The 13,905-nt window shown below is 64.6% G+C and carries 14 protein-coding genes; 4 read left to right on the top strand and 10 right to left on the bottom strand.

All coding sequences use genetic code 11. From position 1 onward, the window contains the following. The first annotated feature begins 12 nt into the window (after nt 1–12). Together QQS52_RS09030 and QQS52_RS09025 are read left to right on the top strand one after the other, a co-directional pair. A complete protein-coding gene (locus tag QQS52_RS09030; protein ID WP_472773550.1) occupies nt 13–618 on the top strand; it encodes a response regulator in 606 nt (201 codons plus the stop codon). Then, nucleotides 618–1,640, top strand: a complete 1,023-nt coding sequence (locus QQS52_RS09025; protein WP_472773549.1) for an FAD-dependent oxidoreductase — start codon at nt 618–620, stop codon at nt 1,638–1,640. The genes QQS52_RS09030 and QQS52_RS09025 overlap by 1 nt, the downstream gene beginning before the upstream one ends. Here the strand turns inward: QQS52_RS09025 and QQS52_RS09020 are convergent. After that, complete coding sequence (locus tag QQS52_RS09020) at nt 1,637–2,125, bottom strand: VanZ family protein (protein ID WP_472773548.1); 489 nt, start codon at nt 2,123–2,125, stop codon at nt 1,637–1,639. The two genes, QQS52_RS09025 and QQS52_RS09020, sit on opposite strands and share 4 nt — an antisense overlap. A 196-nt stretch (nt 2,126–2,321) precedes the next feature. On the opposite strand from QQS52_RS09020, the gene QQS52_RS09015 reads away from it, so the two are divergent. Both QQS52_RS09015 and QQS52_RS09010 read left to right on the top strand, forming a co-directional pair. Continuing rightward, nucleotides 2,322–3,302, top strand: a complete 981-nt coding sequence (locus tag QQS52_RS09015; protein ID WP_472773547.1) for an MDR family oxidoreductase — start codon at nt 2,322–2,324, stop codon at nt 3,300–3,302. Beyond that, the gene (locus QQS52_RS09010) at nt 3,302–4,057 is read left to right on the top strand and encodes a hypothetical protein (protein ID WP_472773546.1); all 756 of its coding nucleotides are present in this window, start codon (nt 3,302–3,304) and stop codon (nt 4,055–4,057) included. Before QQS52_RS09015 ends, QQS52_RS09010 begins: the two co-directional genes overlap by 1 nt. Before the next feature lie 31 nt (nt 4,058–4,088). On the opposite strand, the gene QQS52_RS09005 is transcribed toward QQS52_RS09010, so the two are convergent. The 9 genes from QQS52_RS09005 to QQS52_RS08965 all read right to left on the bottom strand — a co-directional run bounded on the left by QQS52_RS09005 (nt 4,089) and on the right by QQS52_RS08965 (nt 13,633). Continuing rightward, on the bottom strand, nt 4,089–4,460 hold the full coding sequence (locus QQS52_RS09005; RefSeq protein WP_472773545.1) for a hypothetical protein: 372 nt from the start codon (nt 4,458–4,460) through the stop codon (nt 4,089–4,091). 16 nt (nt 4,461–4,476) lie between these two features. After that, a complete protein-coding gene (locus QQS52_RS09000; protein WP_472773544.1) occupies nt 4,477–5,013 on the bottom strand; it encodes a Fic family protein in 537 nt (178 codons plus the stop codon). 395 nt (nt 5,014–5,408) lie between these two features. After that, the gene (locus QQS52_RS08995) at nt 5,409–5,582 is read right to left on the bottom strand and encodes a hypothetical protein (RefSeq protein ID WP_472773543.1); all 174 of its coding nucleotides are present in this window, start codon (nt 5,580–5,582) and stop codon (nt 5,409–5,411) included. Between the two features lie 27 nt (nt 5,583–5,609). Then, nucleotides 5,610–6,368, bottom strand: a complete 759-nt coding sequence (locus tag QQS52_RS08990; protein ID WP_472773542.1) for an ABC transporter ATP-binding protein — start codon at nt 6,366–6,368, stop codon at nt 5,610–5,612. 2 nt (nt 6,369–6,370) lie between these two features. Then, the gene (locus QQS52_RS08985; RefSeq protein ID WP_472773541.1) at nt 6,371–7,393 is read right to left on the bottom strand and encodes a FecCD family ABC transporter permease; all 1,023 of its coding nucleotides are present in this window, start codon (nt 7,391–7,393) and stop codon (nt 6,371–6,373) included. 6 nt (nt 7,394–7,399) lie between these two features. Next, nucleotides 7,400–8,071, bottom strand: a complete 672-nt coding sequence (locus QQS52_RS08980; protein ID WP_472773577.1) for an ABC transporter substrate-binding protein — start codon at nt 8,069–8,071, stop codon at nt 7,400–7,402. 282 nt (nt 8,072–8,353) lie between these two features. Beyond that, nucleotides 8,354–8,614: a hypothetical protein gene (locus QQS52_RS08975; protein ID WP_472773540.1), complete on the bottom strand. Its 261-nt coding sequence runs from the start codon at nt 8,612–8,614 to the stop codon at nt 8,354–8,356. Between the two features lie 235 nt (nt 8,615–8,849). Next, the gene (gene leuS / locus QQS52_RS08970; RefSeq protein WP_472773539.1) at nt 8,850–11,702 is read right to left on the bottom strand and encodes a leucine--tRNA ligase; all 2,853 of its coding nucleotides are present in this window, start codon (nt 11,700–11,702) and stop codon (nt 8,850–8,852) included. A gap of 212 nt (nt 11,703–11,914) precedes the next feature. After that, entirely contained in the window at nt 11,915–13,633 is a 1,719-nt protein-coding gene (locus QQS52_RS08965) for a purple acid phosphatase family protein (protein ID WP_472773538.1), read from the bottom strand. Nucleotides 13,634–13,905 lie beyond the last annotated feature (272 nt).

Below are 13,905 nucleotides of genomic sequence, written 5' to 3'. Positions count from 1 at the left end.
AGGACGAGCACCATGGTGGCAGTGATGCTGATTGATGATCACCCCGTGGTCCGCGCGGGCCTGCGCGCCATTTTGGACAGCTTCGACGACATCGATGTCGTGGCCGAGGGCGCGGACGGCTCCGCGGTCGATGACCTAGACCCGCAGGTCGAGGTCATCGTCTGCGATATCCAGATGCCCGGCGTGGATGGCATTACGGCAACCCAGCGGGTGGTGGAGCGCGGCGGGCCGCCGGTGCTCATCCTGACCACCTATGACACGGAGGCCGACATCGTCGCCGCCCTGGAGGCCGGCGCCCGGGGCTACCTGCTGAAGGACTCGCCGGAAGAGGAGCTCCACCAGGCGGTGCTGGACACGGCCTCCGGCCGCCGCACGCTGTCCCCGGAGGTAGCCGAGATGCTCGCCGATAGGCTGGGCCGCGGGCAACAGGCGCTCTCAGCCCGCGAGATTGAAATCCTGCGGGCGCTGGCCACGGGCGCGTCCAACAAGGAGCTGGCCGGCCAGCTGTTTATCTCCGTGGCGACGGTGAAAACGCACCTGATCCACATCTATCAGAAGCTGGGCGTGGACACCCGCACCGCAGCCATCCACCGGGCTCAGGAATTGAAGGTCATCTAATGCTCGACTGCCTGGTTATCGGCGGCGGGCAATCCGGGCTCGCCTGCGGCTACTACCTTCACAAGCGCGGCCTTGATTTCCGGATCCTCGACGCCGAGCCCGCCCCGGGCGGGGCTTGGCAGCACACCTGGGACTCGCTGCGCCTGTTCAGCCCGGCGACGGCCTCGAACCTGCCGGGTATGCCGATGCCCGCCTACCCCGGCTACCCGCCGGCCAGCCACGTGGTGGACTACCTGCGCGCCTACGAAAAGCGCTACGATCTGCCGGTCAACCGCCCGGTCACTGTCACGCGGGTCTACCACCGCAGCGCAAGTCACGAGGATAGCCACGGTTTGGGCGGCAAGGATTATTTCGTGGTGGCCCTCCGCGGCGGCGATGCCCCGACGGTTACCGCTCGCACCGTCGTGGCAGCGACCGGTACGTGGTCCAGCCCGTTTATCCCGTTCTACCCCGGGCACTTCCCCGGGAAACAGTGGCATTCGGCGTGGTACCCGGGTGCTTCCCCCTTCGCCGGCGCGCGCGTGACCGTGGTGGGCGGGGCCAATTCCGGCGCCCAGATCGCCGCGGACCTGCTGGGCACCGCGGCCCGGGTGGACTGGTTTACGCACCGGCCGCCGCGTTGGATGCCAGATGACATCGACGGTCGGGCTCTCTTCCACCGCAGCCGCGCGCGGCTGCTGGCCCAGAAGGAGGGCCGCCCCGATTTGGGTTCGGAGTCTTCCCTCGGCGATATCGTCATGGTCCCGCCGGTCAAGGCGGCGCGCGATGCCGGGCGCTTGGCCGCCCAGCCCATCTTCGGGCGGCTGGATGAGCTCGACCACGACCACCTCATCTGGTGCACGGGCTTCCGCCCGGCCCTGGGGCCCATCCGGCACCTGGTCGCCGAGGGAAACGCCCAGGTACCCGGCCTTTTCCTGGTGGGTTACGGCAGCTGGACCGGCCCCGGCTCGGCCACCATCACGGGGGTCTCTCCGTTCGCTAAGCAGACCGTCGCCGCGATCGAGGAGATTGTCCGCGCCTAACCGCACAGGAGGGTGTAACCCAAGGCGGCGAGCATGACGGCGGCGACGACGGCGGCTATCAGCGTCAGGCGCCGCAACAGGCGGGTCCGCGCCGCGTGATCGCAGCGGGCGAACCAGATGCCGCCGAGCGCCGCGCCGATGGTATTGAACAGCAGATCATCGACGTCGCTGTAACCGAGCGCGAAAATGTACTGGATGACCTCGATGCCCAGGCTGGTGGCCAGTCCCAGAAGCACCGCGCGGCCGGTGCCGCGGGTCAGGGCGTAGAAGGCGGCGCCCACCGGCACGAACAGCAGGATATTGCCGAAGGTATTGGTGTACGGCCCGTACCAGATGGGCGGGGTCTCCCAGCCATCCAGGAATTGCAAATCCAGGCTGCGGATCGCGTGCGCCGGGCCGTTGATGAGGCCGGGGATTTCAATCCACGGCTTGGCCAGGGTCACCAGCCCCACCATCGCGAGGATGACGACGAGGCTGAAGGCCAAACGCCCGCATCCAGCATGAGGAGGCCGAGCGGCGGTGGGCTCGGCGACGGCGAGGCGGTAGTTGGCTGACATGTCCTCTACCGTAGCGGCGCGCCCTGCTAATCGGGAAGGGAGACACTGGCAGGAGCCTGAGTCCTCAGAAAAGGTGGTCGTTCTAACAATGCAGATTAGCCGTGGGGCGCATAACATGGCGGACATGACTATTTGGGTAACTCGCAACGATGACGGCTCCGTCCAACACTCGCAGGAGTCCGAGCAGGACTCGGTCAACACCGAAGGTGACGTCGTAGTCGCAGTTAGTCACTCCTCCCTGAACTACAAGGACGCCATGGCCCTGAACGGGGACAAGGGCGTGATGCGCACCAACCCGCTGGTTCCCGGCATCGACGTCGTCGGCACCGTGGAAGAGTCCAGCTCGGAGCGCTTTAACCCGGGCGACCAGGTAGTCTGCAACGGCGACGGCTTGGGCGAGTTCCGCCACGGCGGCTACACCGACCGCCAGCGCGTGCGCGCGGAGGCCACCGTCGCCGTCCCGGAGGCCTTCAGCCTGGCGGAGGCCGCGGCCATCGGCACTGCCGGATACACGGCCGCGCTGTGCGTGAACTCTCTGCTGGACCACGGGCTTTCCCCCAATGACTCGCCGCGGATCTTGGTCACGGGCGCTACCGGCGGCGTGGGTTCGATTGCGGTCGTGTTGCTCAAGCAGCTGGGCTTTTCCGTCACGGCCCTGACCGGCCGCGTGGCAGAACACGGCGACTATCTGCGCAGCCTCGGCGCGGACGAGGTGCTGGACCGTGCAGAGTTCGCGGAGGCCGGCAAGCCGCTGCAAAAGGCCCGCTTTGCCGGCGCGGTAGATACCGCCGGCTCCCACGTGCTGGCCAACGTCCTGGCCCAGGTGACCTGGGGCGGCGTGGTGGCCTCCACGGGCATGGCCGCCAGCCCCAAGCTGGAGACCACCGTGCTGCCGTTCATCCTGCGCAACGTCATCCTGGCCGGCGTAAACTCCGTCGACGCTCCGCTGGACTACCGCCAGCGCGCCTGGGACCTGCTGGCGGACAAGCTGCCGGCCGAGGTGCTCAACAGCCTGACCACAACCATCGGCATCGACGAGGTCGCCGACGCCGGCGAGGCTCTGCTGGCGGGCACCCGCCACGGCCGCACGGTGGTAGAGCTCTGATGCGCGAGGAGGCCATGGGCCGGGTCTATGCCGCCCTGGGTTTCGAATTCGGTGATTTCGACGAGCTTTTGGAGCTCATCCAGGAGGCCCCGGGGCAGCGGACCATCCCGGTGGACGGCTTCGACGCCGCCATGACCTACCAGGATCCGTCCGGCGCGCGCATGACCGCGCTGCAGTACGAAGGCGAGTGGGCCACCCTGCCGGGCTTCCGCTCCGACAACACGGTCGACGCGTCCACCTACCGGGTCAGCCCCTACCTTTCGCTGGTGGAGCTGCGCCGCGCCGGCGACGGAGAGGTCTTCAACCAGTTCGCCGCCGCCTCGGACGAGGCCTTCGCACTGCCCGCCGGCAATCCCGCTGGCGGGCGCAAGCTGCGCGCCACCGAGCTGCGCATGGCCGCTGCCGGCACCGATTACACGTTGTACGACTCGGTGGAGGACTGGCGCGAGTCTCAGGACGCCTACGATGCCGCCGCGCCGTCCATGCTCTATTCGCCGTCGACCGAGCGCTTCTACCGCGACTTCCACCCGGGCAACGTCAACCCATTCGCCCGCCTAGGCGGGGTTATCCGCAGCGCGCAGAAGCGCACTAACCAGCTGACCGGCAACGAATTCGTGGTCGCTACCCTGGCCACCCCGGCGGGCAACCTTCCGCTGCTGCTAACCGGGAAGGTCCCGGAAGAAGGCCACGTCTTCTTCGGCGCGGCCTGCATGCTGGCCTCCGCCGGTTTCTGGGAGACCGCCCTGGCTCGCTAAGCCCGCAGTCAAGCACCGCGCATCCGGCGCTCTAGTCCGGCGCGTCGCTGCGGCGGCCCGCCGCCTCCGCGAACTCGTCCAGGACCTCGAGGACCTCCGGCGAGCGCCACGCTCGTGTCCTTTTGTCCAGGTTGGCGGCCACGACGATCCCGTCTTTGGACAGTCGGTCCAGCGCATTGCGGGCGTTAGGCGATGACGTATGTAGCTCTTCGGCTACCGCGCTCGCAGTCAGGACAGGACGCCGCAACAGCAACGGGAGCACGTCCCAGGCCAGGGCATCTCCGCGTGCGTTAAGCCGGGCTTTCCATTCCCGTTGAATCTCCCGCAGCTGGCGGGCCAACCAGGTGCCCTGCTCAGCCGCCTGGACCGCTGCCTCCGCAAAGAGCTTCACGATGGGCTCCACCTTGCCCTCCCGGTAGTCATCTAGGGCGGCAAAATAGGTTGTCGTCTGCGCCAGCAGTCCGGCCGAGACGGGCAGCGCAGTGCCCCGATAGCCCGTGCTTTTTCAACATGACGTGGACGAGCGCCCGGCCGGTACGCCCATTGCCGTCGGCGAAGGGGTGGATGGTCTCAAACTGAGCGTGAGCCACTGCCGCATGGGCGAGCGCCGGGATATCCGTGCGAGCCATGAAGGCCTCCAGATCCCCCAGGAGTTCTTTCACCTGGTCTTGGTGGGGAGGGACGAACAGCGCGTCACGGGGCGAGTCTTCCCGCCCGCCGATCCATACCGGCTCGGTGCGGAGCTCGCCGGCGATTTCCGGCGCATCCTCACGGAGCAACACCCGGTGCATGGCGCGGATGGCATCCGTACTAGGTGAATCTTCTTCGATCGCTTCCCGCATCAAGCGAGTATTCGCCACGATGAGTCGAGCGTTAGGGCTCCCAGCGGCGGTAAGTTCCGCCTCCAGAACCTTGCGGGCCGAGGACGTCAGGTTCTCAATCCGGCTGGATGCCATCGACTCCAATCGCAGAAGCAGGGGCGCGAAGGGGACGACGCCATGCGCGTGTACCCCTTCGAATTTCGCGACTGCGATAGTCGCGGCGTCAAGCAACGCCCAGGTAGCAGTATCCAGGGACGGAGTACTTTCCGCGATCCGCGGGACAAGGGCACTGCGGTATTCCCGCACACGCCGCCGCGAGAGTCCTCGGTCTAGCGTCGGGGCCCAAGGACGAGTCTCATACTCCAAGTGCGGCCACGTCATGGCACGAGATCAGCAAAAGATCTTTTCCCTTTCCGGAACACACGAAAAGTTAATTGCCTAAGTTTGTGCTTTTTCTCGAAAGGAACAACTTCGATGGAAAACTTTCCCTTCCCCTACGGGCCAGCCGGTGTCCTCGGTGGAAGGACCGGTTAGACGAAGACGATGCCGGTGGCCGGGGTATCCAGGTGGGCAACGGCCGTGGCTTCGGTTGTCTCGGCGTCCACTCGGTACATGGTGCCGTCCGGGGAGGAATAGTCCCCTCCTGGGTGCCGTTGGGGCGCGAGGTGCCCATCGTGGAGCAGAAAAAATATCCTTCGGCCCACGCGATGCCGTCGGGCCCGGCGGGAGGCTTAAGCCGATACCGGGCAGATGACCGGGGTGCCGGCGTCGTCCAGGATCGTGGCCTCGATGCCGTAGACTTGGGCGATGAGTTCCGGCGTGAGCACCTCGGTCGGGCTGCCGTGGGCCAGAGCCTTGCCGCCCTTGATGACCAGCAGGTCGTCGCAGTAGCGGGCCGCCAGGTTCACGTCGTGGATGGCCACGACGGCCTGGCGCGCGCCGTCGGCTACGGCGCTGCGTACCACCTTGAGCAGCTTGATCTGGTGGCGCAGGTCCAGCGCGGAGGTGGGCTCGTCCAACAACAGGATGTCGGGGTTGCCGACCAAGACCTGCGCCACACTGACCAGCTGGCGCTGGCCGCCGGACACCTGGGAGACCAGGCGGTCAGCCAGGTAGGTGATGCCGAGCAGCTCCAGCGTGTCGGCGCTGGCCTGCACCGGTTCTACCCCGGGGCGGTGGCTGCGCCGGGCGGTAACCATGAGGCTCTCAAACGCGGTCAGCGAGGCCGTCGCCAGGATGTCCTGGGGCACGTAACCGATAGCGGTGCGCCGTTCTTTCTTGCTCAGCTCGGTCTCACCCCGGGTCAGGTACACGCGGCCTCCCGCTGGCTGCTTGAGTCCGGCGATGGTGTTGAGCAGCGTGGACTTGCCGGCGGCGTTCGGGCCCAGCAGGCCGGTCACCCGGCCCTCCTTCATCGGCCCGAAAAATATGCCATCCAAGATGGTGTGCCTGCCGTAGCGGAAGCTGAGGTTGTCAACCGTGATTGCCATGGCTAGCTCCTTCCCTTCCGCCGCGAGAAGACGAGGAAGACGAAGAAGGGCACACCCACCAGGGCGGTGATGATGCCAATCGGGTTAGCCACCCCGGGCACGATGGAGATGGAGACCGCGTAAGCCACGGTCAGCAGGACCGCGCCGGAGGCGACCGAGGCGGGCAGGAAAAAGGCCTGATCCTCGCCCACCAGCATGCGGGCGATGTGCGGGCCCACCAGGCCGATAAAGCCGATGATCCCGACGAAAGCCACGGCCGCGGCGGCCAGGACCGAGGCGACCACCAGGGTCACAATCCGCAGGGCCTTGACGTTGACGCCCAACGATGCCGCCCGGTCGTCGCCCAGGCGCAGTGCCGTGAGCTTCCACGCGCTGGCGGCCGCATAGGGCAGGGCAACGAGCAGGACCACGCCGATGATGCCGTTGGAGGTCCAGTTGGCCCGCTGCATGGAGCCCATGGTCCAGAAGACGATCTGCTGCAGGGCTTCCGTGGAGGCGCCGTACTGCATCAGCGACAGCAGGGCCTGGAAGAAGAAGGACAGGGCGATGCCCAGCAGGATCATCACCTCCGCGCTGGCGCCGCGCCACAGGGATGCCGCGGCCACCACGAGAACCGCCAGCAGTGCGGAGACGGAGGTCAGCAGCGCGAGGTTGAACTGAGGGTTGGCCAGGATGGTCTGCATGAACGCGCCGGACAGGCCGAGGGCCGCGCCGACCAGCAGGGCCATGACGGAGGCGGGCAGGCGCAGCTGCCAGAGCACCGTGTGGGTGCGCTGATCTACCCCGTCGGAGCCGGTCAGCGCAAAGAAGAGATCACGGATGCCCAAGTCGATGGGGCCGACGACGGTCGCCACGACGAAGGCCACGAAGGCGAGCAAGAACAGCCCGACGATGGCCACCACCTTCCGGCGCCCCCGCGATCGGTAGTCCTTGATGGCCAGTTGCTTTAGCTCCGCGTTCTCCTCGCCCACAGCGGGCTGAGCCTGACCGAGACGGTCTGGGTCTGTTGCTTGCATTAACGCCATCGCCGGTTATTTATCCCCATTCTGAGCGAAGAAGGCGCCGGAGTAATCGAACAGCAGCCAGTCCTTGTGGAAGTCCTCGAAGTCCTTGGCCGCGTCCATGTCCTCGAACTTATCCGGGTAGAGCCACTTCGCGAAGGCCTCCAGGGCGAAGACGTTGAACGGGTTGTCGTAGAACTGGTGATAGACGGCGAAGTACTTGTCGTTCTTCGGCGCCTCCAGCAGGTCCAGGCCCGGGGTCTCCAGCGGGCCGTCCAGAGTTTCCTGGGCCTTGTCCGGGCTGGACTGGTAGCCCATCTGGACGTGGCGAACGTCCGGGGTCTTGTCCGTCTCATCGGACCACTCGCCACCGGTAACGATGAGGTTCTCCGGCTGCATCTCAATCATCTTTTCAGCGGTCAGGGTGTTGTTCTCGGCCGAGGTGATGTCCTCGCCCAGGTTCTTGGCGTGCAGCGCGTCCAGCAGGGAACCGAAGTTCTTGTCCGCGGAAACGGAGCAGCAGTCCATCATGCCGGCCGCGGTCCAAACCAGCGCCTCCGGACGGTCCTCGTCCTTGACGTCGGCAACGCGGTCGGTGATTTCCTTGACCTTGCCCTCGTAGAAGTCGTTAAACTTTTCGGCCTGCTCGGTCTTACCCAGCAGGTCGCCCAGCAGCTTGACGGAGGTGGTGGTGTTCTCCAGCGGCTTCTGGCGGAAGTCGGTGAAGACTTAGGTGATGCCGCCCTTATCCAGATCGTCCAGGAAGCCGGTCTTTTCCGCGCCGTCCTTGTGGTCCAGGGACATGACCACGACGTCTGGGTCCTGCGCAAGTAGGTTTTCCACGGTCACGTCGCCCTTGGCGATGTTGCCGATCTCCGGCAGGTCCTTGGCCGCGGGGTTCAGCTCGTAGAGCTTTTCTTCGAACTTTGGCGCGGCCTTGGTCAGGTCCGAGCCAAAGGCAACGACGTTTTCGAACGGGTCGTCTTACAGAATCGAGGTGACGAAGGTGTTGCGGCCTTCCGCCAGGATGATGCGCTCCGGCTGTTCCGCGAACTCGACGGTGCGTCCGGCGGCGTCGTGGACCGTCAGGGCCGAGTTCTCCGCCTTTGTGCCGTCTTGGTTTACTTGCGAAGCCCCATTCGAACCATTCGACCCGTTGGAGCCGTTATCGGCGGAGTCGCTAGAACAGCCCGCTGCGCCGAAAACCAGCGTAGTCGCCGCTACAGCGGCCAGGATTCTCTTCATGATGTGCTGCAAACCTTTCAGAGAAATAAGCAGGTAGGCAAGGGCAGGTTTACCTTAGTCCTCCGATGGCTGGCATCAAATTTTTTAGGCAACCCTGTCCTAAACAATTCCTCTATAACCCCTCCGATCGGCCTCAGCGACCATCCCGCAGTGAAACCACCCCATCTCACCGCGGGTTTTCGGGCGGATTACCCCAAAAGGAAGTATCCGCCCGTCCCCGACTTGCCCTGCCCGGCTATTTCACGACGAGGTTGACCATGCGGCCGGGCACATAGATCTGCTTGACCACGTTCTTGCCGCTGATCAGTTCCGCGATCTTCGTGTCGGCGGAGGCGGCGGCCAAGACGGTGTCCTGGTCGGCATCGGCAGCGACGTGGATGCGGGATTTGACCTTGCCGTTGATCTGGACCGGGACCTCGATCTCGTCGTCCACCAGGTATTTGTCCTCGTAGGCCGGGAAGGGCTCGAAGGTGATGGTCTCTGCGTGGCCGAAGCGGCGCCAGATCTCCTCCGCGATGTGCGGGGCGACCGGGGAGACCATCTGCGCGATGGGCTCAACGGCCTGGCGGGGCGCGCCGTTCGAGTAGGCCTTGGTCAGGTAATTGACGTACTCGATCAGCTTGGCCACGACGGTGTTCAGACGCAGGTTCTCGTAGCCGTCCCGCACGCCCGCGATGGTGCGGTGCAGGGCCTTCAAGTCGTCCTCGGTCAAGGCGGCATCGGTAGCAGCCAGCTCACCCGTCTCCTCGTTGACGGCTAGGCGCCACAGGCGCTGCAGGAAGCGCTGCGCACCCACGACGTCCTTGGTGGCCCACGGGCGGGAGGTGTCCAGCGGGCCCATCGACATCTCGTAGACGCGCAGCGTGTCCGCGCCGAAGTCGCGGCAGATGTCATCCGGCGCGACGGCGTTCTTCAGGGACTTGCCCATCTTGCCGTATTCCTGGTTGACCTCTTCGCCGTTGTAGTAGAACTTGCCGTCCTTCTCTTCAACCTCGGCGGCCGGCACGTAGACGCCGCGGGAATCGGTGTAAGCATAGGCCTGGATATAGCCCTGGTTGAACAGGCGGCGGTACGGCTCCTTGGAGCTGACAAAGCCCAAATCGTAGAGCACCTTGTGCCAGAAACGGGAGTACAACAGGTGCAGCACGGCGTGCTCCACGCCGCCGACGTACAGGTCGACGCCGCCCGGATCATTCGCGCCGTGCTCCTCCGGGCGCGGCCCAGTCCAGTAGCGCTCGTTCTCAAGATCGCAGAACTGTTCGTCGTTGGTCGGATCCACGTAGCGCAGCTGGTACCAGGAGGACCCGGCCCACTGCGGCATGACGTTGGTGTCGCGGTAGTAGGTCTGCGGGCCGTCGCCCAGGTCCAGCTCGACCTCGACCCACTCGCGGGCCTTGGCCAGCGGCGGCTGCGGCTCCGAGTGGCGATCCTCCGGATCGAAGGAAACCGGCGCGTAGTCCTCTACCTCCGGCAGCTCGACCGGCAGCATCGACTCCGGCAGGGCGTGGGCGTGGCCGTCCGCGTCGTAGACAACCGGGAAAGGCTCGCCCCAGTAGCGCTGGCGGGCAAACAGCCAGTCGCGCAGCTTGTACTGGATCTTCTCCGAGCCCTTGCCGGTCTCTTCCAGCCAGGCGATGGTGCGGGCGATGGCGGCCTTCTTGTCCAGGCCGTTGAGATCCAGCCCGGCATCGTTAGCCGAATTGACCAGGGTACCGTCCTCGGTCCAGGCCTCGGTCCTGACGTCGCCGCCGCTGACAACCTCCGTGATCGGCAGGCCAAAGGTCTGCGCGAACTCGTAGTCACGGGTGTCGTGGGCCGGGACCGCCATGATGGCGCCGGTGCCGTAGCCGGTCAGGACGTAGTCCGCGATGAAAATCGGGACCTGCTTCCCGGAGACCGGGTTGGTGGCATAGGTACCCAGGAAGACGCCGGTCTTGTCCTTGTTTTCCTGGCGCTCCAGGTCGGACTTCGCGGCGATGTCCTCGCGGTAGGCCTCCACGGCCTCCTTCGGGTCATCGTGGCCGTAGGTCCAGCGCTCATCAATGTCGTCGTCGTAAGGGATGGGGGAGAGCAGATGGTCGACCAGCTCGTGCTCCGGCGCCAGCACCACGTATTCCGCACCGAACAGGGTGTCCGGGCGGGTGGTGAAGACGCTGATCTCCTGGCCCTCCGCGGTGAAGTTCACGTCCGCGCCCCGGGAGCGGCCGATCCAGTTGCGCTGCATGGATTTGACCTTCTCCGGCCAGTCCAACAGCTCCAAGTCATCGAGCAGCCGGTCCGAGTACGCGGTAATGCGCATCATCCACTGCTTCAGGTTCTTGCGGAAGACCGGGAAGTTACCGCGCTCGGACTTGCCGTCCGCGGTCACCTCCTCGTTGGCCAGCACGGTGCCCAGGCCCGGGCACCAGTTCACCGTGGAATTCGACAGGTAGACCAAGCGGAACTCGTCCACCGCCTCAGCCTTCTCCGCCGCGGTCAGGTCCTCGTAGTAGCGCCCGTCCTTGGTGGTGCGCTTGTTGGCCTCCAACTCCTGGATCAGCTCCGAAACCGGGCGGGCCTTGCCCTGCTCCTCATCAAACCAGGCGTTGTAAATCTGCAGGAAAATCCACTGCGTCCACTTGTAAAACTCCGGGTCCGTGGTAGCCACACTGCGGCGCGGGTCGTGGCCCAGACCCAGGGCGCCCAGCTGTCGGCGCATGTTGTCGATATTGGCCATCGTGGTCGTCCGCGGGTGCGTACCCGTCTGGATGGCGTACTGCTCAGCCGGCAGGCCGAAGGCGTCATACCCCAGAGTGTGCAGCACGTTCTTACCCAGCATGCGGTTGTAGCGGGCGAAGGTGTCCGTAGCGATATAACCCAGCGGGTGGCCCACGTGCAGCCCCGCCCCGGAGGGGTAGGGGAACATATCCTGCACGTTGAGCTTTTCCGCCGGCAACTGACCATCCGTAGCCAGGTCGCCGACCGGGTTCGGCGCGTTAAAAGTGCCATTATCTGCCCAGTACTGCTGCCAGGTCTTCTCAATCTGGTTAGCCAGTTCCGGCGTATAGCGGTGCGCGGTAGTATCCGTGGAATCACTCGGGTTAGTCATAGGCACACATTGTAGTCGCCGCAGGTTAGCGGTGTCAGTTTAGGTTAAGCCGGGGCCAAATTTTTGGACCCGAATGCTGAAGGCAACTGAACAATTCAAAGCGCCATCATCACCATCCGGACACTTCGCTTATCTTTCAGTGACGAAAAGCCGCGCGAACGCCGAAGTTTTTCAGCGCCGCGCGGCTTTTGCCGTGCCGGCTAGATTGGGGCCTAGCCAAAGATGCGGTCGAAGAAGTTCTTGACCGGCTTCATCATCAGGTGCGGCAGATACTTCCAGCCTGCCCAGCTACCCAGGCCAAGCGCGCCCAGCAGCGCCCCGACCAGGGTGAAGCCCCAGAACACGTTGGACGAGCCCTGCGAGTTAGCATCGCTACTGCTCGAGCTGCCTTCTTTATTCGGTTCCTTGCCCGGCTTCGCCGGCTCAGACGGCTTGCTCGGCCTCGAAGGTTCTTCGGTCTCGCCCGGCTTACCCGGCTCAGTGGACTCTTCCGGTTCGCTCGGCTCGGTGGTCGGCTCCTCGGAGGGCTCCGTCGACGGTTCGGTAGTCGGCTCTTCGGTCGGTTCCGGCTGCTCCTCGCGCGGATCGACGAGGGCGCGGTCGCGGTTTTCCAGGGTGACGCGGTCGACGAGTGCGCCGGTGGGCTCGTCGTAGGTTGTCAGCCGGAGTTCCTCGCCGGTCACGTCCACCCGCAGGTAGTCCGGGGTGTAATCCTGACGCCAGTAGGCGGTGGAGTCGTGGACCAGTTCCTGCGGGACGTGTTCCATGCGAGCATTCGGCTGCTTTTCGCCGTTGACGTCCTGGAAATCGTAGAACTTGCCGCCACCAGCGCTGGTGGTGGTCAGGTAGAGGACCTCATTATCGTTCGGGGAGAGCTTGTCATTGCGCTTGCCGGGGCCTTCGGTTACCGGCTCCTGGCCGTTCATCAGGTGGGTGCGAGTGTAGATGTGATCGTGGCCGGACAGGACCACGTCGACGCCGAGCTCAGAGAAGGTGTCGGCCAGACCGTCGCGCAGGCGTCCCACGTCGGTGTCGGTGTAGTGGGTGGCCTGCGAGTACAGGGAGTGGTGCATGCCCACGATTACCCAATCGTTGAAGGCGCCACGGTTATCGATGGTGTCCTTGAGGAAGCGTTTGTGGCGCTCAATGTCGTCCTCTTGGCTCGCGTTGGAGTCCAGGTTGATGAAGAGCACGTTGTTGCGCTCAAACCAGGAATCGCGCACGTCCGGGGCCTGGTTCAGGTTGATGAAGTGCTCGTCGTAGTCACCAAAAGCAATCGCGGAGGGGTAGCCCTCGTGGTTGCCCGGGATAGCGCTGAGCGGGACCTGCCGCACAACATCTGGGCTGAAGAAGCCGTCGTACTGGGCCAGGGGAGCACCCCAGCCTTCAACCTGATCGCCTAGGGACCAGACGAGCTGCGAGTCCGGAACGTCACCGATGGCCTTATTGATGGTTTTGTTCCACTGCTCGGTTTGTTCCTCGATCTTGGCGTCTACGCCGATCTGCGCGTCGCTGATCGTGACGAAGGACCAGTCCTCGCCGTAGGAACCGGTGTTGAACGTCTGCGGCGCGGACCAGCCGCCCTCGTCAGAGCCCACCACGTAGGTGTACTCGGTGTTTTCCGTCAGGCCGGTAGCGGTCGCGTAGTTGGACAGGTAGAGGATCCGGCCGGCGTCCTTTTCCTTGGCATCGAATTCCTTCGCCTGGTCTTCCTGCCCGGTCGGGTAGACCTTGAGCTTTTCCTCGCCCTTGTGTTTGGTGCGCCAGGAGACAATGACGGAGGTTTCATCCGCACCCGGCTGTAGGACCTGGCGGAAAATCGGGGATTCCTGCGCTTGAGCGGTGGTCGGCATGACGGCGCCGGAGGCAAGAGTGACAGACAAGGCGCAACCAAGCGCCACGAATGAGCGGTTGAGGCGAGCTTTAATCATGAGCTTCTTCCTGGTAAAACGGCCCTGCCACAAGGCCTAGTGGCGCTGCAGCTCATCACTGTCATCGAGCGTGCGGTGCCCCACGGTCCGTGTGGCAGAACCAAAAGCAGAGTTTTTGGGCGAGTTGTTTTACAGCTTTAGAGCCGGGTGGTCACGGAGAGAGAACTTCGGTCACCCCGCGTAAACCACCCAGCTTGAGCAAAACGTTGGGCACATGGAAACAAATACAGGTAAATGCCAGGTTAAAGTCAGATTACTCAGGGAATAACTTC

It is taken from the genome of Corynebacterium sp. 1103A, from assembly GCF_055700955.1.
Note: the sequence above shows the minus strand (reverse complement) of the source record. Positions and strands in the feature narration are given on the sequence as shown.

Excerpts from the sequence above, each read along its gene's own strand:
- QQS52_RS09025 (WP_472773549.1), top strand. The coding sequence starts at position 618 with ATGCTCGACTGCCTGGTTATCGGCGGCGGGCAATCCGGGCTCGCCTGC.
- QQS52_RS08965 (WP_472773538.1), bottom strand. The coding sequence starts at position 13,633 with ATGATTAAAGCTCGCCTCAACCGCTCATTCGTGGCGCTTGGTTGCGCC.
- QQS52_RS08985 (WP_472773541.1), bottom strand. The coding sequence starts at position 7,393 with ATGGCGTTAATGCAAGCAACAGACCCAGACCGTCTCGGTCAGGCTCAG.
- QQS52_RS09015 (WP_472773547.1), top strand. The coding sequence starts at position 2,322 with ATGACTATTTGGGTAACTCGCAACGATGACGGCTCCGTCCAACACTCG.
- QQS52_RS09000 (WP_472773544.1), bottom strand. The coding sequence starts at position 5,013 with ATGGCATCCAGCCGGATTGAGAACCTGACGTCCTCGGCCCGCAAGGTT.
- QQS52_RS09030 (WP_472773550.1), top strand. The coding sequence starts at position 13 with ATGGTGGCAGTGATGCTGATTGATGATCACCCCGTGGTCCGCGCGGGC.
- QQS52_RS08975 (WP_472773540.1), bottom strand. The coding sequence starts at position 8,614 with ATGAAGAGAATCCTGGCCGCTGTAGCGGCGACTACGCTGGTTTTCGGC.
- QQS52_RS08990 (WP_472773542.1), bottom strand. The coding sequence starts at position 6,368 with ATGGCAATCACGGTTGACAACCTCAGCTTCCGCTACGGCAGGCACACC.
- QQS52_RS09010 (WP_472773546.1), top strand. The coding sequence starts at position 3,302 with ATGCGCGAGGAGGCCATGGGCCGGGTCTATGCCGCCCTGGGTTTCGAA.
- leuS (WP_472773539.1), bottom strand. The coding sequence starts at position 11,702 with ATGACTAACCCGAGTGATTCCACGGATACTACCGCGCACCGCTATACG.